The organism is Marinobacter sp. bablab_jr008, assembly GCF_016464145.1.
GTDB lineage: Bacteria > Pseudomonadota > Gammaproteobacteria > Pseudomonadales > Oleiphilaceae > Marinobacter > Marinobacter nauticus.
Genome location: NZ_JACDWW010000061.1, coordinates 13,986 through 33,149, shown reverse-complemented (window position 1 = coordinate 33,149; position 19,164 = coordinate 13,986). Strand labels below are relative to the sequence as shown.

At 57.2% G+C, this 19,164-nt stretch carries 18 protein-coding genes and 1 riboswitch; of the genes, 9 read left to right on the top strand and 9 right to left on the bottom strand.

The window, feature by feature from the left end:
• Positions 1-49 precede the first annotated feature (49 nt).
• The 3 genes from rfaD to JIF53_RS11610 are packed head-to-tail and all read left to right on the top strand — an operon-like array spanning position 50 to position 2,741.
• A complete protein-coding gene (gene rfaD / locus JIF53_RS11620) occupies positions 50-991 on the top strand; it encodes an ADP-glyceromanno-heptose 6-epimerase (protein WP_022989914.1) in 942 nt (313 codons plus the stop codon).
• Positions 988-1,995, top strand: a complete 1,008-nt coding sequence (waaF, locus tag JIF53_RS11615; protein WP_199452541.1) for a lipopolysaccharide heptosyltransferase II — start codon at positions 988-990, stop codon at positions 1,993-1,995. Before rfaD ends, waaF begins: the two co-directional genes overlap by 4 nt.
• Entirely contained in the window at positions 1,992-2,741 is a 750-nt protein-coding gene (locus JIF53_RS11610) for a glycosyltransferase family 2 protein (RefSeq protein WP_199452540.1), read from the top strand. Before waaF ends, JIF53_RS11610 begins: the two co-directional genes overlap by 4 nt.
• On the opposite strand, the gene JIF53_RS11605 is transcribed toward JIF53_RS11610, so the two are convergent.
• Positions 2,725-3,819, bottom strand: coding sequence for a glycosyltransferase family 4 protein (locus tag JIF53_RS11605; RefSeq protein WP_113880419.1), 1,095 nt, complete (start codon positions 3,817-3,819; stop codon positions 2,725-2,727). The two genes, JIF53_RS11610 and JIF53_RS11605, sit on opposite strands and share 17 nt — an antisense overlap.
• Before the next feature lie 70 nt (positions 3,820-3,889).
• Here JIF53_RS11605 and JIF53_RS11600 point away from each other — a divergent pair, with 70 nt between their 5' ends.
• A complete protein-coding gene (locus JIF53_RS11600; protein ID WP_199452539.1) occupies positions 3,890-4,918 on the top strand; it encodes a glycosyltransferase family 4 protein in 1,029 nt (342 codons plus the stop codon).
• A gap of 23 nt (positions 4,919-4,941) precedes the next feature.
• Here the strand turns inward: JIF53_RS11600 and JIF53_RS11595 are convergent, their stop codons facing one another.
• The 3 genes from JIF53_RS11595 to JIF53_RS11585 all read right to left on the bottom strand — a co-directional run bounded on the left by JIF53_RS11595 (position 4,942) and on the right by JIF53_RS11585 (position 8,020).
• On the bottom strand, positions 4,942-5,850 hold the full coding sequence (locus tag JIF53_RS11595; protein ID WP_011784312.1) for a lysophospholipid acyltransferase family protein: 909 nt from the start codon (positions 5,848-5,850) through the stop codon (positions 4,942-4,944).
• Positions 5,847-7,265 carry a mannose-1-phosphate guanylyltransferase/mannose-6-phosphate isomerase gene (locus tag JIF53_RS11590; protein ID WP_011784313.1) on the bottom strand — a complete coding sequence of 473 codons (1,419 nt, stop codon included), beginning with the start codon at positions 7,263-7,265 and terminating at the stop codon, positions 5,847-5,849. The genes JIF53_RS11595 and JIF53_RS11590 overlap by 4 nt, the downstream gene beginning before the upstream one ends.
• Positions 7,266-7,348: 83 nt before the next feature.
• Positions 7,349-8,020 (bottom strand): YrbL family protein, encoded by a 672-nt coding sequence (locus JIF53_RS11585; RefSeq protein ID WP_011784314.1) that lies wholly within the window; start codon positions 8,018-8,020, stop codon positions 7,349-7,351.
• A 24-nt stretch (positions 8,021-8,044) separates the two neighbouring features.
• Between JIF53_RS11585 and JIF53_RS11580 the strand changes: the two genes are divergently transcribed.
• On the top strand, positions 8,045-8,701 hold the full coding sequence (locus JIF53_RS11580) for an SGNH/GDSL hydrolase family protein (RefSeq protein ID WP_011784315.1): 657 nt from the start codon (positions 8,045-8,047) through the stop codon (positions 8,699-8,701).
• Here the strand turns inward: JIF53_RS11580 and JIF53_RS11575 are convergent.
• Genes JIF53_RS11575 through lpxL form a run of 4 tightly spaced genes read right to left on the bottom strand, consistent with a single transcriptional unit; the run spans position 8,679 to position 12,736 of the window.
• Positions 8,679-9,692 carry a glycosyltransferase gene (locus tag JIF53_RS11575; protein WP_011784316.1) on the bottom strand — a complete coding sequence of 338 codons (1,014 nt, stop codon included), beginning with the start codon at positions 9,690-9,692 and terminating at the stop codon, positions 8,679-8,681. The two genes, JIF53_RS11580 and JIF53_RS11575, sit on opposite strands and share 23 nt — an antisense overlap.
• On the bottom strand, positions 9,689-10,807 hold the full coding sequence (locus JIF53_RS11570; RefSeq protein WP_199452538.1) for a glycosyltransferase family 4 protein: 1,119 nt from the start codon (positions 10,805-10,807) through the stop codon (positions 9,689-9,691). Before JIF53_RS11570 ends, JIF53_RS11575 begins: the two co-directional genes overlap by 4 nt.
• A complete protein-coding gene (locus JIF53_RS11565; protein WP_199452537.1) occupies positions 10,804-11,769 on the bottom strand; it encodes a mitochondrial fission ELM1 family protein in 966 nt (321 codons plus the stop codon). Before JIF53_RS11565 ends, JIF53_RS11570 begins: the two co-directional genes overlap by 4 nt.
• A 4-nt stretch (positions 11,770-11,773) precedes the next feature.
• Positions 11,774-12,736 carry an LpxL/LpxP family Kdo(2)-lipid IV(A) lauroyl/palmitoleoyl acyltransferase gene (gene lpxL, locus JIF53_RS11560; protein WP_199452536.1) on the bottom strand — a complete coding sequence of 321 codons (963 nt, stop codon included), beginning with the start codon at positions 12,734-12,736 and terminating at the stop codon, positions 11,774-11,776.
• A 102-nt stretch (positions 12,737-12,838) separates the two neighbouring features.
• Between lpxL and waaA the strand changes: the two genes are divergently transcribed.
• Positions 12,839-14,092 carry a lipid IV(A) 3-deoxy-D-manno-octulosonic acid transferase gene (waaA, locus tag JIF53_RS11555; protein ID WP_153741304.1) on the top strand — a complete coding sequence of 418 codons (1,254 nt, stop codon included), beginning with the start codon at positions 12,839-12,841 and terminating at the stop codon, positions 14,090-14,092.
• Between the two features lie 47 nt (positions 14,093-14,139).
• On the opposite strand, the gene JIF53_RS11550 is transcribed toward waaA, so the two are convergent.
• Positions 14,140-15,543: a TolC family outer membrane protein gene (locus JIF53_RS11550; protein ID WP_199452535.1), complete on the bottom strand. Its 1,404-nt coding sequence runs from the start codon at positions 15,541-15,543 to the stop codon at positions 14,140-14,142.
• Positions 15,544-15,680: 137 nt separating this feature from the next.
• Positions 15,681-15,794: riboswitch (TPP riboswitch) on the top strand.
• 80 nt (positions 15,795-15,874) lie between these two features.
• Between JIF53_RS11550 and thiC the strand changes: the two genes are divergently transcribed.
• The 3 genes from thiC to JIF53_RS11535 all read left to right on the top strand — a co-directional run bounded on the left by thiC (position 15,875) and on the right by JIF53_RS11535 (position 18,969).
• Positions 15,875-17,752 carry a phosphomethylpyrimidine synthase ThiC gene (gene thiC / locus JIF53_RS11545; RefSeq protein ID WP_199452534.1) on the top strand — a complete coding sequence of 626 codons (1,878 nt, stop codon included), beginning with the start codon at positions 15,875-15,877 and terminating at the stop codon, positions 17,750-17,752.
• Between the two features lie 114 nt (positions 17,753-17,866).
• Positions 17,867-18,487 carry an NUDIX domain-containing protein gene (locus JIF53_RS11540; RefSeq protein ID WP_199452533.1) on the top strand — a complete coding sequence of 207 codons (621 nt, stop codon included), beginning with the start codon at positions 17,867-17,869 and terminating at the stop codon, positions 18,485-18,487.
• Positions 18,484-18,969, top strand: coding sequence for a DUF1249 domain-containing protein (locus JIF53_RS11535; RefSeq protein WP_023010963.1), 486 nt, complete (start codon positions 18,484-18,486; stop codon positions 18,967-18,969). Before JIF53_RS11540 ends, JIF53_RS11535 begins: the two co-directional genes overlap by 4 nt.
• The last annotated feature ends 195 nt before the right edge of the window (positions 18,970-19,164 follow it).

The following is a 19,164-nucleotide window of genomic DNA, read 5'->3' as shown; positions in this document are numbered from 1 at the left end:
TCCGGGCCGTTGTCAGGCCCGCCCGCACGGAATTTTCAGGAGCCTTACCATGATTGTCGTCACTGGCGGTGCCGGTTTCATCGGAGCGAACATTGTCCACGCACTTAATCAGCGTGGCGAGACAGACATTCTCGTTGTTGACGATCTGACCGACGGCACCTATTTCCGTAATCTGGCGGAACTGGATATCACCGATTACATGGACAAAGGCGAGTTCCTGGAGCGGGTTAAGGCGAATGACCTGCCGGTGGGCATCCGGGCGATCTTCCACGAAGGGGCGTGTTCAGACACCACCGAGTGGGACGGCAAGTTCATGATGGAGAACAACTACACCTACTCCAAGGTGTTGCTGCATTGGTGCCTGGACCACAAAGTGCCTTTTCTCTACGCCTCCAGTGCGGCGGTCTACGGCGCCAGCGATGAGTTCCGGGAAGCGCGCGAGTGCGAACGGCCACTGAACGTCTATGGCTATTCCAAGTGGCAGTTTGACCAGTACGTGCGCACGATTCTGCCGTCTGCCCGTAGCCAGATTGTCGGCTTCCGTTACTTCAACGTCTACGGCCCCAGAGAGCAGCACAAGGGCAAGATGGCGTCCGTGGCCTATCACCTGCACGAACAGATCAAAGCTGGCCAGAATCCCAAGCTGTTCCAAGGTTGGGATGGCTATTCTGACGGTGGGCAACAGCGTGACTTTGTATATGTAGACGACGTGTGCAAGGTGAACCTGTGGTTCTATGATAATCCGGACCAGTCCGGCATTTTCAATCTGGGCACTGGCCGTGCCCAGTCGTTCCTGGAGGTGGCCGAGGCGGTCATCCAATACCACGGTAAGGGCAAGGTGGAGTTCATCCCTTTCCCGGATGAGCTGAAAGGCCGTTATCAGAGCTTTACCCAGGCGGATGTCAGTGCGTTGCGTGATGCGGGCTATACCGATTCGTTCACCGACGTTGCCAATGGTGTAGCGGCCTACCTGGCTTGGCTGGATCGATGAAATATCTGGTGGTTGGCCCGTCTTGGGTGGGTGACATGGTTATGGCTCAGGCGCTGTTCATGTCCCTCAAACAACAGGACCCGCAAGCAAAAATCGACGTGCTGGCTCCCGGGTGGTCGCTCCCGATCATCGCCCGTATGCCTGAGGTCAACACAGGCATCGCGGCACCCTGGAAAAGTGGTGAGCTGGCCCTGAAGGCCCAGTGGCGATTGGCCCGAACGCTGAAAGGATACGATAAAGCGATTGTCCTGCCGCGTTCGTTCAAGTCCTCTCTGATCCCTTTCTTTGCAGGCATTCCCGAGCGAGTTGGTTTCAGTGGGGAAGGGCGCTCGATTCTACTGACCGATGCCCGGCGCAGACGCCCGACCCGAGACGGCTCTATCATCACCGACAAAACCGTGTGGCGTTACATGGGGCTTGGGGCCAGCAAGGCGGATTACGAGAACTATCAGTTTGATGTGCCACAACCGTCACTGACGATTGACAAAGCGAACCTGAACGACGTGATGGGTAAACTGGGCCTGGACCCGGAACGCCCCGCCATTGCCATCTGCCCCGGTGCGGAGTTCGGCCCAGCAAAGCAGTGGCCTCTTGAAAACCACCGGGCGCTCGCTGAAAAACTGGTGCAGCAGGGCTTTCAGGTCTGGGTTATGGGCGGTCCGAAAGATGTGGAGCCGGGTGAGCAGATTGCCAATGGTCAGGAGGGCGTGTTCAATCTTTGTGGCAAAACCCGCCTGGAAGATACCGTGGACCTGTTCAGTCATTGCCGCAAAGTGGTCAGTCACGATTCCGGCTTGATGCACGTGGCCGCCGCTTCTGGTGCTGATGTGGTTGCCATCTACGGTTCCACCAGCCCGGATTTCACACCGCCACTGACGGATAAGGCGACGATTGTCCGGCATCCGGTGGAGTGTAGTCCCTGCTTTGAGCGAACCTGCCGTTTTGGCCATTACAACTGCTTGACCGGTATTTCCGTGCAGCGGGTTCTGGAGGCGTGCCAGTGAAACTGAGCGCGGTACTGATCACTAAGAACGCAGGGCCTGAGTTTGCCAAATGCCTTGAGAGTCTGGCGTTCGCCGATGAGATTGTGATTCTGGATTCCGGTTCGACAGACGATACGTTGTCTGTCGCCGAGAGATTCGGCGCGCGCATTTTCCAATCGGACGACTGGCCAGGCTTTGGTCCGCAGCGTCAGAGGGCCCAAAGCCACGCGCAGGGCGAGTGGTTGTTCTGGATCGATACCGACGAAGTGGTCACCCCGGAACTGGCCTCCTCCATTCAGCGCGCCATCGAACAGGCTCCGGCGAAGAAGGTGTTTCAGGTAAAGCGGTTGTCGTGGTTTTTTGGTCGTTTCATCCGGCACTCTGGCTGGTATCCCGACAAAGTGGTCCGGTTGTACCGCCGTGAAGAATACGGGTATGACAATGCTCTGGTGCATGAAAAGGTGCACTGTCCCGATGCCAGCGTAGAAACGCTTGACGGGGATTTGTTGCACTATACCGCGACCAATTTCCCGGATTACATGGCGAAATCCGTCCGCTATGCGGAGGATTGGGCCGAGGGGCGGGCCCGCCGTGGCAAGAAAGCCTCACTGTTTTCCGCCTGCACCCACAGTTTAGGCGCATTTGTCCGGAAGTATCTGCTTCAAAGGGGTTTTCTGGACGGCCGGCATGGGTTTTTGCTGGCCGTCACCACCGCCATTTATGCCTTCAACAAATACGCAGCACTCTGGATTAAAACTCGCCGTTGACGGTTTCCCTCAGCACCTTCAAAAGGGCTTCAGACGAATGCTGTACGTGAAAGTGCGAGGCGATTCTATCTCGAGCGCTTTGGCCCATATTTGCGCATAGTTCTGGGGATTCATGCAGCCGCTGAATGCCTGCAGCAATTTCTTCAGCGCTACCGGGCGTTACGCGTATGCCGGAAACGCCATCTTCAATGAGCTCCGCACTTCCTCCGGTATCGCTGACGATTGGTGCAACGCCATAGGCCATAGCTTCAATCACCGTTTTTGGAAGCCCCTCGCGTTTGGTCGAAGCCAGCACGGATACCTGGCAGGACGCAATGATGGCTGGCGCGTCTTTTCTGAATCCAGTCAGGTGAATTCTGTCGGCCATCGGGCTGGCCTGGATTAGAGCCTGAACCTCTGGATTGTCCATTCCCCGGCCCACGAGCAATAGGTGGATGTTGCTGTCCGCGGGTAAAAGGTGTGTGGCTTTCAGCAGAATTGGCAGTCCTTTTCTGGGGCGGATATTTGCCACCGACCCAACCACAAAGGCGCCATCCGGTACGCCGAATTGTTTGAGGTCTACCGGAGTATCCTGGTACCAGTCGAGATCGTGGCCTTTATAGACCGTACAAACTTTGTCTTTGTTGCCCCAGACGTGCTTTTGTAGGTCATCGCGGGTTGCTTTGGAAACGCAGATAATTCGATCCACCCGTGGGCTTAAGTGGGTCAGGTAGCCACTTGGGTCCCAGCGGCTGATATTGCCGGTTTGGCCTCGATAGGTCATAACTTTGACTGGCAGGCCGATTGCCGCAAGGTTGGTGTTAGCGATGGCTTTGTTGTTAAAGCAGTACACGGCGTCAAACTTGCCTTCGATCAGGAGGTGACGAATTCGACGAATGGCTTCAGGCTCTATTTTCTTTCGGGGATGGAAACCGTGTACCTTGATGCCGTTTTCTTCAAATCGGGAGCGGTACTCCGCATCCGGTTGTGTCATCAGCTCAACTTCGACACCCAATTTTGCCAGCCCGATCAGCATTTCGGCTTCTGGCCGAACAGAGTTCCAGGTATCTACATAGGAGCTGATTACAAGTAGCTTCACAGTGTTATGTCCTTTTCATGGTCGATCTCTTACACTGCCGCCATTAAAACATCGACGGGGCCGAGTTGGTATGCACATTTGCCACGTAAATCTGGCCGGAGGTTTTTCCGGCGGTGAGCGACAGACCGTAAACCTGATTCGGGAGCTGGCGAAGCGTGGCATTCAGCAATCGCTGGTGGCCCGGCCGGGGAGTCGTCTATGGGCTGAGCTGGAAAGCATCCAATCGCTCGGTAGGCGAGAGACTGCACATTTTCTGCTGGGCCACGGCAAGGGGGATTGGGACCTCGTTCATTGCCACGACGGTAAATCAGTCTACTGGGCCTGGATCGAGTCCCGCCTGCGTAGAACGCCTTACGTCGTAACACGGCGAGTCGATAATCCCATCGGAACCGGGCGCCTGACGTCTGCGGCCTATGGCGGAGCCGCGACCGTCGTCTGCCTGAGTTCGGCCATTGAATCAGTTGTACAACAGCGACTGGGCCGCGTGGACACTGTCATCATTCCCTCGAGTTTCTCAGGCTTTCCCGCCGCACCAGACGCCGTCGAAGCTATCCGGCAGCAGTATCCCGCCAAACGCCTGGTTGGCCAAGTGGGGCGCCTCCTGAAGCACAAGGGTTATCACATCACGATTGAGGCAGCGCGTTTGCTGGGCAGCCTCAGGCCAGACGTGCAGTTCATTTTCCTGGGAGAAGGGCCAGATGAACAGTGGCTCAAGTCCCAGGCACAGGGTTTGCCCAACGTCAGTTTTCTGGGGCATAAAGATAACGTCGGGGATTGGTTGGCAGCTCTGGATGTCTTCGTGTTCCCCTCACTCTCCGAGGGGCTTGGCTCAACGATTCTTGAGGCCATGCAACATCGTGTGCCGGTGGTTGGGGCCAAAGCCGGAGGCATTCCTGATCTGATCTCCGATAAAGCGAATGGTCTTCTGGTATCTCCGGGTGACCCGGAGGCTTTGGCTTCGGCGATTCAGTTTATCCTCGATAACCCAGAGCAGGCCGCCGCTTTCGCAGACGCTGCCCAGGCTGGATTAACAGCGTTCAGCCCTGCGTCGGTAGCGGAGCGTTACCTGGGACTCTACTCCGCAACCTTGCAATCCTAAGGTAGTTCCTGGCAGCCGGGCGGTTAGTCGCAAATCTGCCCGGGCTTATAAGGATTCGGGTTCCCCGGCGGCCGGTGCCGCATACGTTTGTACTCCCACTGGTACTGTTCAGGGGCCATTCGTACCACCTTTTCCACGGATTGATTCAATGCGGTGGCGCCGGCCACTGCATCATCGGCACCAATGCCAGGCTCCGCCGGAGTGACCAGAATCTTGAAGCCTTCGCCGTTGGGCAGGCGCTCGGCGTAGGTCACCAGAACATTGGCCCCGGTTTTCTGTACCAACTTGCCGACCAGGGTCATGGTCATCACGTCCATGCCAAAAAAGGGCGCGTAGGCGTTGGTTTTGCCCCGGGGAGACTGGTCGGGAAGAATGCCGGCTACGCCACCTTCCTTCAAAATGCCCATCAGGCGCATCAGGCCTTTACGGTCGCCGCGTACCAGTTCGGAGCCCAGGCGCCCCCTCACCCGAATCATGTAATCTTCGAATTCCTTGATGTGCGGAGGGCTATATAGCGCGGCCATCTTATAGCGGGAAGAGAAAAACAGGCCGGCCAGCTCCCAGTTGCCAAGGTGGGGCGCGAGCAAGATCAATCCTTTGCCGGTCGCCAGGGCCTCATCAACCAGCTCCAGGCCTTCCGTTTCCTTGATCAACCCAAGGCACTTATCTACGGGCCACTCCCACATCAGCGGAATTTCCAGGGCCGTCATGCCGGTGTGGGCCAGGGAGTCTCTGGAAAGGTCCCTGCGCTGCTCTTCGGTGAGTTCCGGCAGGCAGATGTCCAGATTGATGTCGGTGATCTTCTTTGGCCTGCCGCCCAGTTTCCAGGCCAGGAGCCCCAGCCATTTGCCGATGAACTGTGCGGCTCCCAGGGGTAAATAGCTAACCATCCGCAACAGGCCGGCAATCAGGTAATACTTGAATTTGCTCATGATCTGCCGTACCGGTCCTCGAATCGTACAATATCGTCTTCGCCCAGATAGGATCCGGACTGCACTTCAATCAGTTCCAGATCAATAACGCCGGGGTTTTCAAGGCAATGGATCTGGCCGACCGGTATGTAAGTGGACTGGTTCTCGGTCACCAGGTACGACTCCTCGCCATTGGTTACCTTTGCGGTGCCGCTGACGACAATCCAGTGTTCTGCCCGGTGGTGGTGCATCTGGACAGACAGCTTGGCGCCGGGCTTCACGGTGATGCGTTTCACCTGGTAGCGGTGGCCATTATCGATGGAATCATATACACCCCAGGGCCGGTAGACTTCCCGGTGATTCATGTGCTCGTGTCGACCATCATTCTTGATGCGTTCAACCACCTTTTTGACATCCTGGACCTGATCTTTATGGGCGACCAGCAAGGCGTCTTTGGTTTCAATGATCACCAGATCTTTCACGCCAACCGTGGCCACAAGGCGGCTGTCTGCCCGGACCAGAGTGCTCTCTGTGTTATGGGCAATGACATCACCGCTGAATGCGTTTCCGCAGCTGTCTTTCTCGGAAACTTCCCACAAGGCGGACCAGGAGCCGATATCGCTCCAGCCGGCATCGAGCGCTACCACGGCGGCGTTATCGGTCTTTTCCATCACGGCGTAATCGATGGAATCTTCCGGGCACTCGGCGAATACGCTTTCATTCACGCGGGTGAAGTGCAGATCCTCGCTGGCGTCGTCCAGCGCTGCCTGGCAGATCGCAAGAATGTCCGGGCGGTGTTTCTGCAGTTCCTGAAGGTAGGTGCGGGCGCCGAACAGGAACATGCCACTGTTCCAGAGGTAATCACCGGATGCGAGGTATTCTTCCGCGGTAGTCTGGTCGGGCTTCTCTACAAACCGGCTAACGCTGAAGCTGTCGTCCGCCAATTTCGGGCCTTGCTGGATGTAGCCGTAACCGGTTTCCGCATGGCCGGGTACTATGCCGAAGGTCACCAGCTTGTCCTGCTGAGCCAGGGGTATGGCTTTCTGGATGCCGCTCTGGAACGCAGCGATATCTTTGATCAGGTGGTCTGCGGCCAGAACCAGCATCAGCGGGTTCTGGTTTTCATCGATGTTCTTGACCAGTTGCAGGGCTGCCAGAGCGATGGCCGGTGCCGTGTTGCGTCCACAAGGCTCCAGAATAATTCGGGCATCTTTGTAGCCCGCCTGGCGCATTTGCTCAGCCGCCAGAAAACGGTGGTCTTCATTGCAGATCAGGAGTGGATCGGCGGATTCCATACCATCCAGCCGCGCCACGGTCAGCTGCAGCATGGATAGATGTTGGTCCGTCAGTTTCAGGAACTGCTTGGGGTTCAGTTGCCTGGATAACGGCCAAAGGCGAGAGCCGGTGCCTCCGGCCATAATGACGGGGTGAATCATGTGCGCGCTCCAGGGTGTTGAATTGTTGCCAATTCGGCTAAGAATCACTGACACTATATGTTAACACGCAGATCTTAACGGTTTTATCTTAGGCGTTGGAAATCTTCCCAGGATAGACCTTCGCCGTTTTGTTCCCAGGCCAGTCGTTTTCTGAACCTGTCGATCTTTCTATCTATGTAATGTGAACTCCAGCCCGGTAGCGGCGCCAGCGCCTGGGGGATCGTTGGCGCCCCGAGACCATCCACCAGAAACAATTGAGTGCGGCCAATCCGATCCGTGACGACCAGGTTATGAGGGAGCAGGTTTCTGGTGAGTATTCGGGTTTGTTTCAGCCAGTCGAGAAATTCTCTGATGCCTGTTTCCAGTTCCGGTGTCAGGCCATGGTCTTGCATCAGTGTTTCGAGCGTTGGCGCAACATTGCCATCAGCACAACGAATCAGTTCGCTTTCATTGGCCTCGCCAAGGGAAGTTTGCACGCTTCCATAGAACCTTGGCAGATGCGACCAGACAAGATCTTCGCGACCTTTAGCGAGCAGTTCTCGTATGGCACGCTGATTGTGCGCGATGATCTCCTGGGTGTTATCGTTGAGCCGATTGGTTCCTAAAAGCTGCTTGAGGCGTGATTGCCTTTGGGTGCGGGCTGCAATATTTTCGGGGCGAACGATCTTCAGGCAGCGGGCTGAATCTAACGGGTGTTCGTAACACAGGCGATTGTAGCCCTGCGCGAACGGCAACTTGTCAGACAGGTCTAGCATGGTTTCATTAGTTGAGGCGAGAGAGTGAATCGGGCAATAGCATACGGGGATTGCAACACAGAAGGGCTTAAAGGTGAATGTTTCCCTTTATGGCCACAGATTGTTTGTGAGTCGGAAGCGCTTGAGCTGACCAATTGCGGACACACTATGAGCACGACTCGTGAACTGCTTGAGTACAATCGTGCTTTCCCCGCGTCACAGTACGCTGTTGCTTTTGTCCAGTATGGTCTGGTGGACTCCTGGCTAACGTTTCGCGGGGCACCCTATGTGCTTTATTACCCTGATTTCCCCTTGCGTAAACTGGCCAGAAAGCTGGTTAAGAAGCTCAAGAAACTGGCGCGTGTATGGCAGCTGCAAAAGCGTTTGGGGGCTGTTGAACAGGTACCGTTATCAGAATACGTGGATAACCTTCATCAGGTGATTGTATCGGCGCCCAAGACCCGTTTTATTCTTGTTGCAACGGCGCCCAACCTGGATGAGCCACGCAACCCAAGGATCAAAGTCTACAACGAAGCATTAGCGAGGATTGCGGAATCCCACGATAATGTGATGTACGTGGATGTTTATGAGGATATCTGGGCGCATCGCGACCTCACTCTCATGGAGGACGGTACTCACCTGACAGCCGCAGGGCATGAACGGATTGCGGCGAAGATTATTAGTGTATTGAAACAAGGTTAGCGATAGCTCTCTGATAGACATTCAGCGTTTGGCTAGCCATGCTGGAAAGCGATAGTTGATCAGCAGCAAATGCTTGTGCTTCTGCCTGCTCGGCGACCAATGTTGAAGTGTCTTGGCTTAGATAAGCAGCAAACCGCTTTGGGTCTTCACCACGAAAGATGTGTTTTTCAGGCAAGATTTCGTTGGCTATCGGTACGTCGGTTGAAATGACGGGCTTACCGAGCAAGAGCGCTTCTGCACACACATAAGAAAACCCTTCTCTTTCAGAGCTGATCACCACCCCATCTGCCGCAGCCATCAGTGCGGGAACGTCTGAGCGGAAGCCAAGCAACTTCACCGTCTCAGACTGATGGGTTGAGCTGATGAGATCCGCAAGTCGCTGCCGCTCAGGCCCGTCACCCGCTATGAGCAGGGTTCCCGGGCAATACTGAAAGGTTCTGATGAGAAAGTCGAAGCCTTTGACCGACACCAATCTGCCCACGGCCAGCCAAACCGGCCGTTCTGTTTCCTTGGGAAGCAGGGCTGGCGCCTGAGGAATAACCGATACGCCATTGTAGATGACCGTAACGCCCGGTTGGGCGATGTCCGTTGCAAGGGCCTGACTGACGGCGATCAGTTGGTGAAACGCAGCGGCTTTAGGGTAGCGCGACTTGAAGCCGTGAATGGTCGCTACTCGCATCAGGCTTCTCGTAAAAGGTGTCAGCCGCTGAAGAACGAAGGCCGCTTTCGTGCCCTGTGCATGAATAACATCGAAACCGTTGGCTCTGATTAGACGAAGGACGGTGAGCAGTAAAAAGGGAGAGTTGCGTGAGCCACCTGTATCCAATGCTCGCGTTTTTACCGCTGGTTCAAGGTCCGAGAGATGCTGTGATGCAGCCGCCAACGTCACCGTGTGCCCCAGTCGTGCCAGTTCGCTGGAGAGTTCACGGGCGTGTTTTTCCATGCCGCCGGTATCTGGATTGTCCGAGAGCATCAGCATCAGAATATTCACGGGGTGAGATCCTGCCGCGCTGCCATCAGTTTTTGATAGATGGCGAGCGTGGCCTCCGTCTGCGCCCGCAACAAAAACCGCTCCGGCAACTCAATCTCCGGCCGGGGCTTATCCAGCAGGCCCAGCACCGCACTGGCGAAAGCCCCTGTATCATCCGGCGTAACCAGTCCCTCGCGGAAACAGGCCTGCAGGGTTTCTGCGGCGCCACCCCGGTTGTAAGCCACCACCGGTGTGCCGGACGCCAGGGCTTCGGTTACTGTCCGCCCGAACGGCTCAGGCTTGGTGGACATATGGCACACCACATCGGCCAGCAGGTACAGGTTGGTCATGTCATTGCGCTGCCCCAGGAAGGTGACCTTGTCGGTCAGGCCCAGGCGGCTGCGTTCTTTTTCCAGCTCTTGCAGAAATCTTTCCTTACCGGGCTCTGCGCCGCCAACGATGATGCCGTGACAATCCGGCCGTTGGCGTACGATTCTGGCCATGGCTTCCATGAAATGCAGCTGGCCTTTCCAGCGGGAAATCCGGCCGGGCATCATGATGATCTTCTTGCCAGCCAGTTGTGGAAACCGCGATAGCAGGATATCAAGCCACTGGTCGTTGATGGCGCGGTTGCGGAAGGCGTCAATGTCTACGCCGCGCTGGATTACTGTCAGTTTGTTTTCCGGAACAGGAAAGTTTTCCAGTACGTAGTCCCGGACACAATTGGAAACCGCTATCACCTGGTCTGCCCTGGCCATGATGGCGCTGTAGGGGTTTACGGAATACATACCGTGAAAGGTGGAGACAATGGCTGGGCGCTCATGTTGCGGTAGTGTTTTCAGGGCCAGGTGGATAATCCATGCGGGCATCCTTGAGCGCACGTGCACAATATCCGGCTTGAGCTCTTGCAGCAGTTTGCGCATTGGTAAAACCTGCCCGAACGAGGCGGGTGTTTTACGGTGAATTGGCATGTGGATATGAGTCGAGCCCTGGCCGCGAACCTGTTCGGCCATTGGTCCACCGTTGGAGACCACGAATGACTGATGGCCACGTTTGACCAGTTCTGCCGCAAACTCTACGGTGCCACGTTCCACGCCGCCGCTGTACAAGGCGGGTAAGGCCTGCAGTATTTTCACGGTCGTTGCTCCTTGTTTTGTCCGGACTGGAGAAGGCGGGGAAAGCGCTCGATGATCCAGCGCGCTGCCCTATCGGCTTCCCATAGCCTCGGGTGTTGTGGCTGGTGTTCTGCCATTACACTGGCATGGTCGCTCCAGTGGGCGACCAGCCCGAGCCTGGCTAAACGGCTAATGCCATTAACCACCCGGCTACCCGCCTGGGGGGGCAGGTCGAAAATGCCGGTAGGAACGCCAGAGGTGGCGGCTTCACACACCATGGACATGCTGTCTGGCGTTACCCAGACAGCCCGGGAGGTTTCCAGCTGGTGTTTCAGCCAGTCGTCGTAGGTCTGGCTGTGGTGAACAACCAAGATGTTTTCGTTTTGAAGTTCCGTCAGTCTCCGGTAAAGAGCCTCCGGTGTGCGGCGGGAATCGCTGATGGTCCAGTGCCACCGGGGGTATCGGGCAATCAGGTCGCTGATCTGCGAGGTGATTGTGTCGTTGTTCCAGTCAAAGTGCTCCGAGGGACCACCGACGAGTATGAGTGCGTTCGGCTTGCCGGTCAGTTCGGACAGCGGCGTGATTGCATTGATGACGCCCTCCGTGTTCAGCACGGTTTTTGAAGGTTTTACGTCGTCGTGGGCGGGAATGATGGCGCCATCTACCCAGTTAAGGGGAAAGGCTGGTTTCATCAGTACCAGTGTTTTTGCCTTGCGGTACCGGCGCAGGGCCAGTAGCAGCCGGTGAGTGCCGGAACCCGCCGCAACAATCAGGTCAGGTTGGGGCAAGGCCTTGTCCATAGTGGGAGCCAGCCCGAGCAAAGCCCGCCAGAGCGGCACGGTGTAATCCGCAGCGTTTAACCAATACAGCTTTGCGCCCGTTAGTGCGCGCAAACGCCCGGCAAGGCCTCGCAACTGGCTGCGGTGGCCGGGTTTGTTGTCGGTAATCAGCCAGATGACCGGCGCCTGCGCATCGTCTTCCAAGGGACTAGCCTTTTTTCTTGCGTTTGCGGCCGTAGAAGCCGGGGTCGTCTTTGTCCGGCCGGGTTTTGAAGCGGCGGTGCATCCAAAGGTACTGATCCGGCGCCTTGCGGATTTCCTGTTCGATAATGGCGTTGATGCGTGTAGCATCTTGCAGGTCATCGCCGGTCGGGAAATTTTCCAGCGCCGGCTGGAAATAGATGTCGTAGCCCGGTTTGTCTTCGCGGCGGAAGTGGCTGAACGGCACTACCTTGCATTTGCTGCGCTCCACAATCCGGGACGTGGCGGTAATGCTGCCGGCCGGAATGCCGAAGAAAGGGGCAAAAACGATGTCTTTGCGGCCGTAATCCTGGTCGGTGGCGTACCACACCGCGTGATTCTGCTTCAGGCACTTGAACAAGCCGCGCAGGTCCTTGGCGCCCAGCACCGTGCCATAGCGCCGGCCCCGGGCACGGGTCATCACCGCGTTCATCAGCGGGTTGTTGTGGTCCCGCTGCATCACGTCCGCTTCAATAAACTCGGTAACCAGGCTGCCCCCCAGGTCCAGCGTGCTGTAATGGCCGCCCAGAAGCAGCACGCCGTGGCCGCCTTCCAGTGCCTTCTCAAGATGCTCCACACCATGCACCTGCGTGATGCCGGTAAGTTTGGCCGGGTTTCGGAACCAGGCAATGCCCAGTTCCATCACACCAATACCGTTGGCGATAAAGGCATTGCGCACCAGTGCGTCCTGTTGGTGCTTGTTCAGCTCAGGAAAACACAGCCGGATGTTGGTTTCGGTAATATGTCGCCGGCTCTTCGCCAGTTTCCAGGCAACCAGGCCGATCATCTTTCCCAGCCACCATTGAAAGCGGATAGGTAACTGCGCAGCCAGCCACATCACCGCAATGCCCAGCCAGGTTGGCCACCAGCGGGGATGGCGGTAAGCTGAGTAATCGGTGTTTCTGGGGAGTTTGCGGTACTTCTTTTTCAAAATCGTGAATCCTGCATCGACAAACGTTTTACCGGGGGGCAAGATGCCCGTCCACAACAAATTTATCCCTATGATAACGCACTGTTTTGCCGGGAGTCCTGCGTGTTCCAGTTTATCTATTCCCTGCTGATCCGGCTCGCCCTGCCGTTTATCCTTGTCCGGCTCTGGTGGCAGGGCCGCAAGGCGCCGGCCTTGAGGCAGAACTGGCAGCACCGGCTGGGACTGGTGCCCGAGATGCACGGGCCGGTTATCTGGGTTCACGCAGTTTCCGTGGGTGAAACCATTGCCGCCGGCCCCATGGTCCGGCGCCTGCTGGCCCGTAACCTGGGTGCGACCATCCTGATGACTGCCATGACTGATACCGGGCTGGCCCAGGCCCGGAAGATGTTTGGTGACAGGGTAGCCTATGCCTACGCCCCTTACGACACGCCCGGGGCTATTCGGCGCTTCCTGAATCGGGTTAACCCCCGCATCCTGGTGATCATGGAAACGGAAATCTGGCCCAATATGATTCGCCAGTGCCGACACCGTCATGTGCCTGTTTTTCTGATCAATGCCCGTCTGTCTGAACGATCTGCCCGGGGGTATGAACGGGTTCGGGGCGTGGCAGCACCTATTATCAAAAGCATCAGCTGGGTGGCTGCGCAAGCCGAAAAAGACGCAGAGCGGTTTCGCCGCATCGGAGTGGCTCCGGGTAATGTTGAGGTCACCGGCAGCGTAAAATTCGATGCGGATATTCCTGATGATGTCCGTGCGGCCTCTGTCAGCTTCCGAAAATCCCTGGGTGAGCGCCCCGTTTGGATTGCCGGCAGCACCCACACCGGAGAAGACGAGCAATTGCTGGCGGCTCATCGCCAGATTCTGGCTCAGCACGCCGATGCCTTACTCATCATTGTGCCCCGGCATCCGGAGCGGTTTGATTCGGTAGCTGAGATGGCTCAAGGCGAGGGCTTTTCCGTGGTTCGCCGGTCAACAGGAGCATCTCCCGCTGGTGCGGAGGTGTATCTTGGCGACACCATGGGAGAGCTGATGATGCTTTACGGAGCCAGTGACCTCGCCTTCGTGGGCGGCTCACTGATCGAGCGGGGAGGGCACAATCCGCTGGAGCCTGCGGCCTGGGGCATTCCGGTATTCTCCGGCACTCATGTGTTTAATTTCGAGACAATCTATCAGCGCTTACTGGATGATCAGGGTGTCCAGCTGGTCGAAAATGCGGATGAGCTGGCGCGGGCGATCTGTTCACTGATAGACGACCCGGAGGCGCTGAAGGCATACGGTGAGCGGGCTCTGGCGGTGGTCAACAAGAACCGGGGTGCGCTGGATAAGGTCGTGGAGGGTATTACGGAGCGGTTGTAACTCCGGGTGCCGCACTGGCACCCGGAATATTCTGCAAGCTGCCCGACTTACTGCACCGGATCGTCCAGTGTCTTTCCTTCTTCGGCCAGGGCTTCAATGCCCCGTGCGCCTTCGCTGAGCCAGTTGTTCAGGTCAATCAGATCCTGCGGGCTCAGGGTGCCTGCCGCCTGCTTCAGTTGCAGGGTGTTGATCACGTAGTCATAGCGGGCGTTGGCGTAATCCCGCAGCGCCACGTAGTACGCACGTTCTGCATCCAGCACTTCCACAATGTTCCGGGTACCTACATCATAGCCGGCGCGGGTTGCATCCAGTGCACTGCGGCGGGAGATGATGGTTTGCTCAAGGGCAGAGGCTGTCTCCACGTTGTTGTTCACGGTCAGGAACAGGCTGCGGGTGTTCACCTGTACATCCCGGCGCACCGTATTCAGGTCCTGTTCGGCGGCGGTGACCAGCGAACGCTGTTCCCGGGCGCCGGCCTGGGTGCCGCCGCCCGTGTAGAGCGGGATGGTCAGTGACAGTGAGGCAACGGACTGGCTGCGCTCCTGCTGGGTAAAAAGGGCGTTCTCCAGACTGGTTTCCTGGTAGGAGGCGCTCAGCTCAAGGGTTGGCAAATGACCGGACTTTGCCGCTTTCAGGCTGGCTTCGCTGGCATTGAGTTGCCTCAGGGCCGCCTGAATAGACCAGTTTTGCTCCACCGCGGTTGCTTCCCACGAAGTCGGATCCATGGGCTCCGGGCGCCCGAGCGGAAAATTCTGCCTGAGATTTTCCATGGCGTCCGGATATTCTCCGGTTAACCGGGCCAGTTGTTCCCTGGCCACATTCAGGTCGTTGTCGGCGGCGATGCGCTGGCTCCTGGCATCGTCGTAGCTGGCACGCGCTTCATAGACTTCGGTGACGGCAATGAGCCCCACGTCAAACCGTTCCCGGGCCTGTTCGTACTGGCGCTGGATGGCCGTTTCAGTCGCTTTTGCGGTTGTGACGGTGTCCTTGGCGCGCAGGACATCGAAGTAGGCGGTTGCCACATCCAGAATCAGTTGTTGCTGGGCCAGGTTGTACTGGGCCTCGGCCGCCTCGGCCTGGAATTGGCTGGCTTCGTAGCTGAACCAGTCTTGAGCCCGGAACAGTGGCTGGGTCAGCTCGACGCCGTAGCGGTAGGTTCGATAACTGTCTCCCGAGAAGAGTTGCCGCGTCAGCTCATCGGCGTTTGCCCCCCCGGGTATATTCCTGGGCTCGAAACGTGTGTAGCTTGCTGACCCAACCGCCGAGATTTTGGGCAGCAGGGCGCTCTTGCTGACATCGCTGGTTGCCTGCTGTGCCTGGAACTGTGCCATGGCAGAGGCAATGCCGGAGTCATAAGACAGGGCTTTCTCGTAGGTTTCCATCAGATCCAGAGCAAGCGCAGGCTGGGCTGCGAGCAGGGTGATCAATCCTGGAAGTAAACGTTTTTTCATTGGTTCTCCTGAAATACTGACTCCGGGAATCTGCCCGGCAATGACCCAAAGGTATTGGTTGACCATTATGGACAATAATCGTTCCCGTCTCTAGACTTGCTAAGTCCACGTATTTTGTGGGCAAACCAATTCAGAATCGCGTCTTGACGGGGTGCTGATTCGCCATAAACTGGCGATCGGCTGAGATTGCAACGCAGAACCCGCGACCTGATCCGGATAATACCGGCGTAGGGATTAAGGCCAGATGAACCGCGACACCATGCCTGTAGGGCTATTTGTCGCAACTCCGTCATACGCGACCCGATACCACAAGAGCAACCGGGAGCATTTCATGACGGACTTACCAGCATACCTCAGCGACTCCGCAAAAGTAGACTCCGCAGCAATCAAACCATTACCAAGCTCACGAAAAATATACGTGCAGGGTAGCCGACCTGATCTGCGGGTGCCAATGCGGGAAATTACCGTGGGCGACACCCCCACTGAAATGGGTGGCGAAAAGAACCCGCCAGTGGTGGTGTACGACACCTCCGGGCCCTACACAGACCCGGAAGCCACTATTGATCTGCGTAAGGGCTTGCCGCCGGTTCGTGCCGCCTGGATTGCCGAACGGGGCGATGTAGAGCAACTGGACGGCTACACCTCCGAATTCACCCGCCGCCGCATGAAAGACCCTCAGCTTGATCCCCTTCGGTTTATGGACGAGCGAAAGCCACTGCGCGCCAAGCCCGGACGAAACGTATCCCAGATGCACTATGCTCGCCAGGGCATCATTACACCGGAGATGGAATACGTTGCCATCCGGGAAAACATGAAACTGCAGGAAGCCCGGGCCAACGGCTTGCTGGCGGACCAGCACCCCGGCCAGTCCTTCGGTGCTAACCTGCCGCCTGAAATCACTCCCGAGTTTGTTCGGGACGAAGTGGCCCGCGGCCGAGCCATCATTCCCGCCAACATCAACCACCCGGAAACCGAGCCGATGATCATCGGTCGCAACTTTTTGGTGAAAATCAACGGCAACATCGGCAACTCGGCGGTGACCTCGTCCATCGAAGACGAAGTAGAAAAACTGACCTGGGGGATCCGCTGGGGTTCCGATACGGTGATGGACCTGTCTACCGGCAAGAACATCCACGAAACCCGCGAATGGATCATCCGCAACTCCCCGGTTCCCATCGGCACCGTGCCTATCTATCAGGCGCTGGAAAAGGTGGGCGGCGTTGCGGAAGACCTGACCTGGGAAATCTTCCGGGACACCCTGGTCGAACAAGCCGAGCAAGGCGTGGATTACTTCACCATCCACGCGGGTGTTCGTTTACACCACGTGCCCCTCACCGCCAAACGCACCACCGGCATCGTTTCCCGGGGTGGTTCCATCATGGCCAAGTGGTGCCTGGCGCACCACAAAGAAAGCTTCCTGTATGAGCATTTCGAAGACATCTGCGAAATCATGAAAGCCTACGATGTCTCTTTCAGCCTTGGCGACGGCCTGCGCCCCGGCTCCATCGCCGACGCCAACGACGCAGCCCAGTTCGGCGAACTGGAAACCCTGGGTGAGCTGACCAAAATTGCCTGGAAACACGACGTCCAGTGCATGATCGAAGGCCCCGGCCACGTGCCCATGCACCTGATCAAAGAAAACATGGATAAGCAGCTGGAATGCTGCGACGAGGCGCCGTTCTACACCCTCGGCCCGTTGACCACGGATATTGCCCCGGGCTATGACCACATCACCTCCGGCATCGGCGCGGCGATGATCGGCTGGTATGGCTGCGCCATGCTCTGCTACGTCACCCCGAAAGAGCATCTGGGCCTGCCCAACAAAGACGACGTAAAAACCGGCATCATCACCTACAAAATCGCCGCCCACGCTGCCGATCTCGCCAAAGGCCACCCAGGCGCCCAGATCCGCGACAACGCGCTGTCCAAGGCCCGCTTCGAGTTCCGCTGGGAAGACCAGTTCAACCTCGGCCTGGACCCGGACACCGCCCGCGCCTACCACGACGAAACCCTTCCCAAGGAATCGGCCAAGGTGGCGCATTTCTGCTCCATGTGTGGCCCCAAGTTCTGCTCCATGAAAATCTCCCAGGAGGTCCGGGATTACGCGGCAGAGCACGGTATCGATGAGGTGTCGGCGATTGATGCCGGTATGCAGGCGAAATCACGGGAGTTTGTGGAATCGGGCAGCAAGATCTACGACAAGATCTGACCCGCATTCACTTGGTTCCATGATGGCGTGAATCCGAGCCTGGCGGGGTGTTAACTTGCACCCCGCCGTGGCTCCGGCTATCGTTCAAGGCCGAATGCGCAACCGGGTGAAGTAATGCCAAAACCATTCCAGTTCAACGCCAGCGACGTCAAAGTCGAAAAACGTGAAACCGTGTTCCAGGGCTTCTTCCGAATGGACAAACTCTGGCTGACGCATCCGCGCTTCGATGGTCGCGACATGCCCGTCTTTACCCGGGAACTGTTTATCCGGGGTGATGCCACCTGCGTGCTTCCATACGACCCGGCGCGCGACGAGGTTGTACTTCTGGAGCAGTTTCGTTTGGGGGCGCTCCACCGTAACCAGTCCCCCTGGTTACTGGAACTTGTTGCTGGCATGAACGAGGATGGTGAGAGTCCGGAAGAGGTGGCCCAGCGAGAAGGTCAGGAAGAGGCTGGGCTGAGTTTCAGTCGCCTGGACAAGATCTGCGATTACCTGGTGTCCCCAGGCGGTACCACGGAAATGATCCACCTGTATTGCGGTCAGATCAGCACCGCCGAGGCTGGTGGTGTTTTCGGTATGGAACATGAGCACGAGGACATTCTCAGCCACGTGGTGTCAGCGGATGAATGCTTTGCCATGATTGCTGATGGCCGCATCAATAACGCCGCCGCGATTATTGCCATCCAGTGGCTGCAACTGAACCGGGAGCGTTTGCGGCGGGAGTGGCAAGCATGACGGAGTGGGTAAAACGGCCCAGGCAGTATGTGCCGGACCTGCGCCAGTTGGGGGCACTCTGCGACGGCAACTATCAGCGCCTGCGCAAGCTGCGCCAGCTTGAGGTGGATGGCAAGCCCGTATGTGAGTTCGAACTGCACCGGGAGAACCAGTACCTGGGCCGGGTGCGGATTGAAGTACTGCAGACGGCCAGATTCACCGAAACCCTGTTGCTGGAACAAGTTCACAATAGTGGTCGGTGGCTGAATAACCCGCGGATGACAGTGCGCGTATACCACGACGCCCTGATGGCCGAAGTAATCAGCTGCTACCGGCAGCGACAGATTGCGCCCGTGAATGACTATCCGAACCGGTTTATGCATCACCCGGATGAAAAGGTTCAGGTGAACGGCTTCCTGGCCGATTGGCTGGACTACTGCCTGCGTTTCGGGCACCTGCCGATGGAGCATGCAGCCTGGTCTGCGGGCGAAGGCATCGATTGAAAACCCTCATCTCTGAACGGTTTCTCAGTTCGCCGAAAGTCTATAAAGCCGGTTGTCGGACCTGTGGCAGGGTTGTCAAATACTGCAAAATATAGCGTGCCGCTGGTCAGAATGTGATCCACCTTCCATTCGTGAACAATCAATCTGAACTAAGCCATCGTACACTTGTCTGGATTATCAACTGCTTGCAGAAAA

Excerpts from the sequence above, each read along its gene's own strand:
- rfaD (WP_022989914.1), top strand. The coding sequence starts at position 50 with ATGATTGTCGTCACTGGCGGTGCCGGTTTCATCGGAGCGAACATTGTC.
- waaF (WP_199452541.1), top strand. The coding sequence starts at position 988 with ATGAAATATCTGGTGGTTGGCCCGTCTTGGGTGGGTGACATGGTTATG.
- JIF53_RS11600 (WP_199452539.1), top strand. The coding sequence starts at position 3,890 with ATGCACATTTGCCACGTAAATCTGGCCGGAGGTTTTTCCGGCGGTGAG.
- JIF53_RS11595 (WP_011784312.1), bottom strand. The coding sequence starts at position 5,850 with ATGAGCAAATTCAAGTATTACCTGATTGCCGGCCTGTTGCGGATGGTT.
- JIF53_RS11590 (WP_011784313.1), bottom strand. The coding sequence starts at position 7,265 with ATGATTCACCCCGTCATTATGGCCGGAGGCACCGGCTCTCGCCTTTGG.
- JIF53_RS11585 (WP_011784314.1), bottom strand. The coding sequence starts at position 8,020 with ATGCTAGACCTGTCTGACAAGTTGCCGTTCGCGCAGGGCTACAATCGC.
- JIF53_RS11550 (WP_199452535.1), bottom strand. The coding sequence starts at position 15,543 with ATGAAAAAACGTTTACTTCCAGGATTGATCACCCTGCTCGCAGCCCAG.
- thiC (WP_199452534.1), top strand. The coding sequence starts at position 15,875 with ATGACGGACTTACCAGCATACCTCAGCGACTCCGCAAAAGTAGACTCC.
- JIF53_RS11540 (WP_199452533.1), top strand. The coding sequence starts at position 17,867 with ATGCCAAAACCATTCCAGTTCAACGCCAGCGACGTCAAAGTCGAAAAA.
- JIF53_RS11535 (WP_023010963.1), top strand. The coding sequence starts at position 18,484 with ATGACGGAGTGGGTAAAACGGCCCAGGCAGTATGTGCCGGACCTGCGC.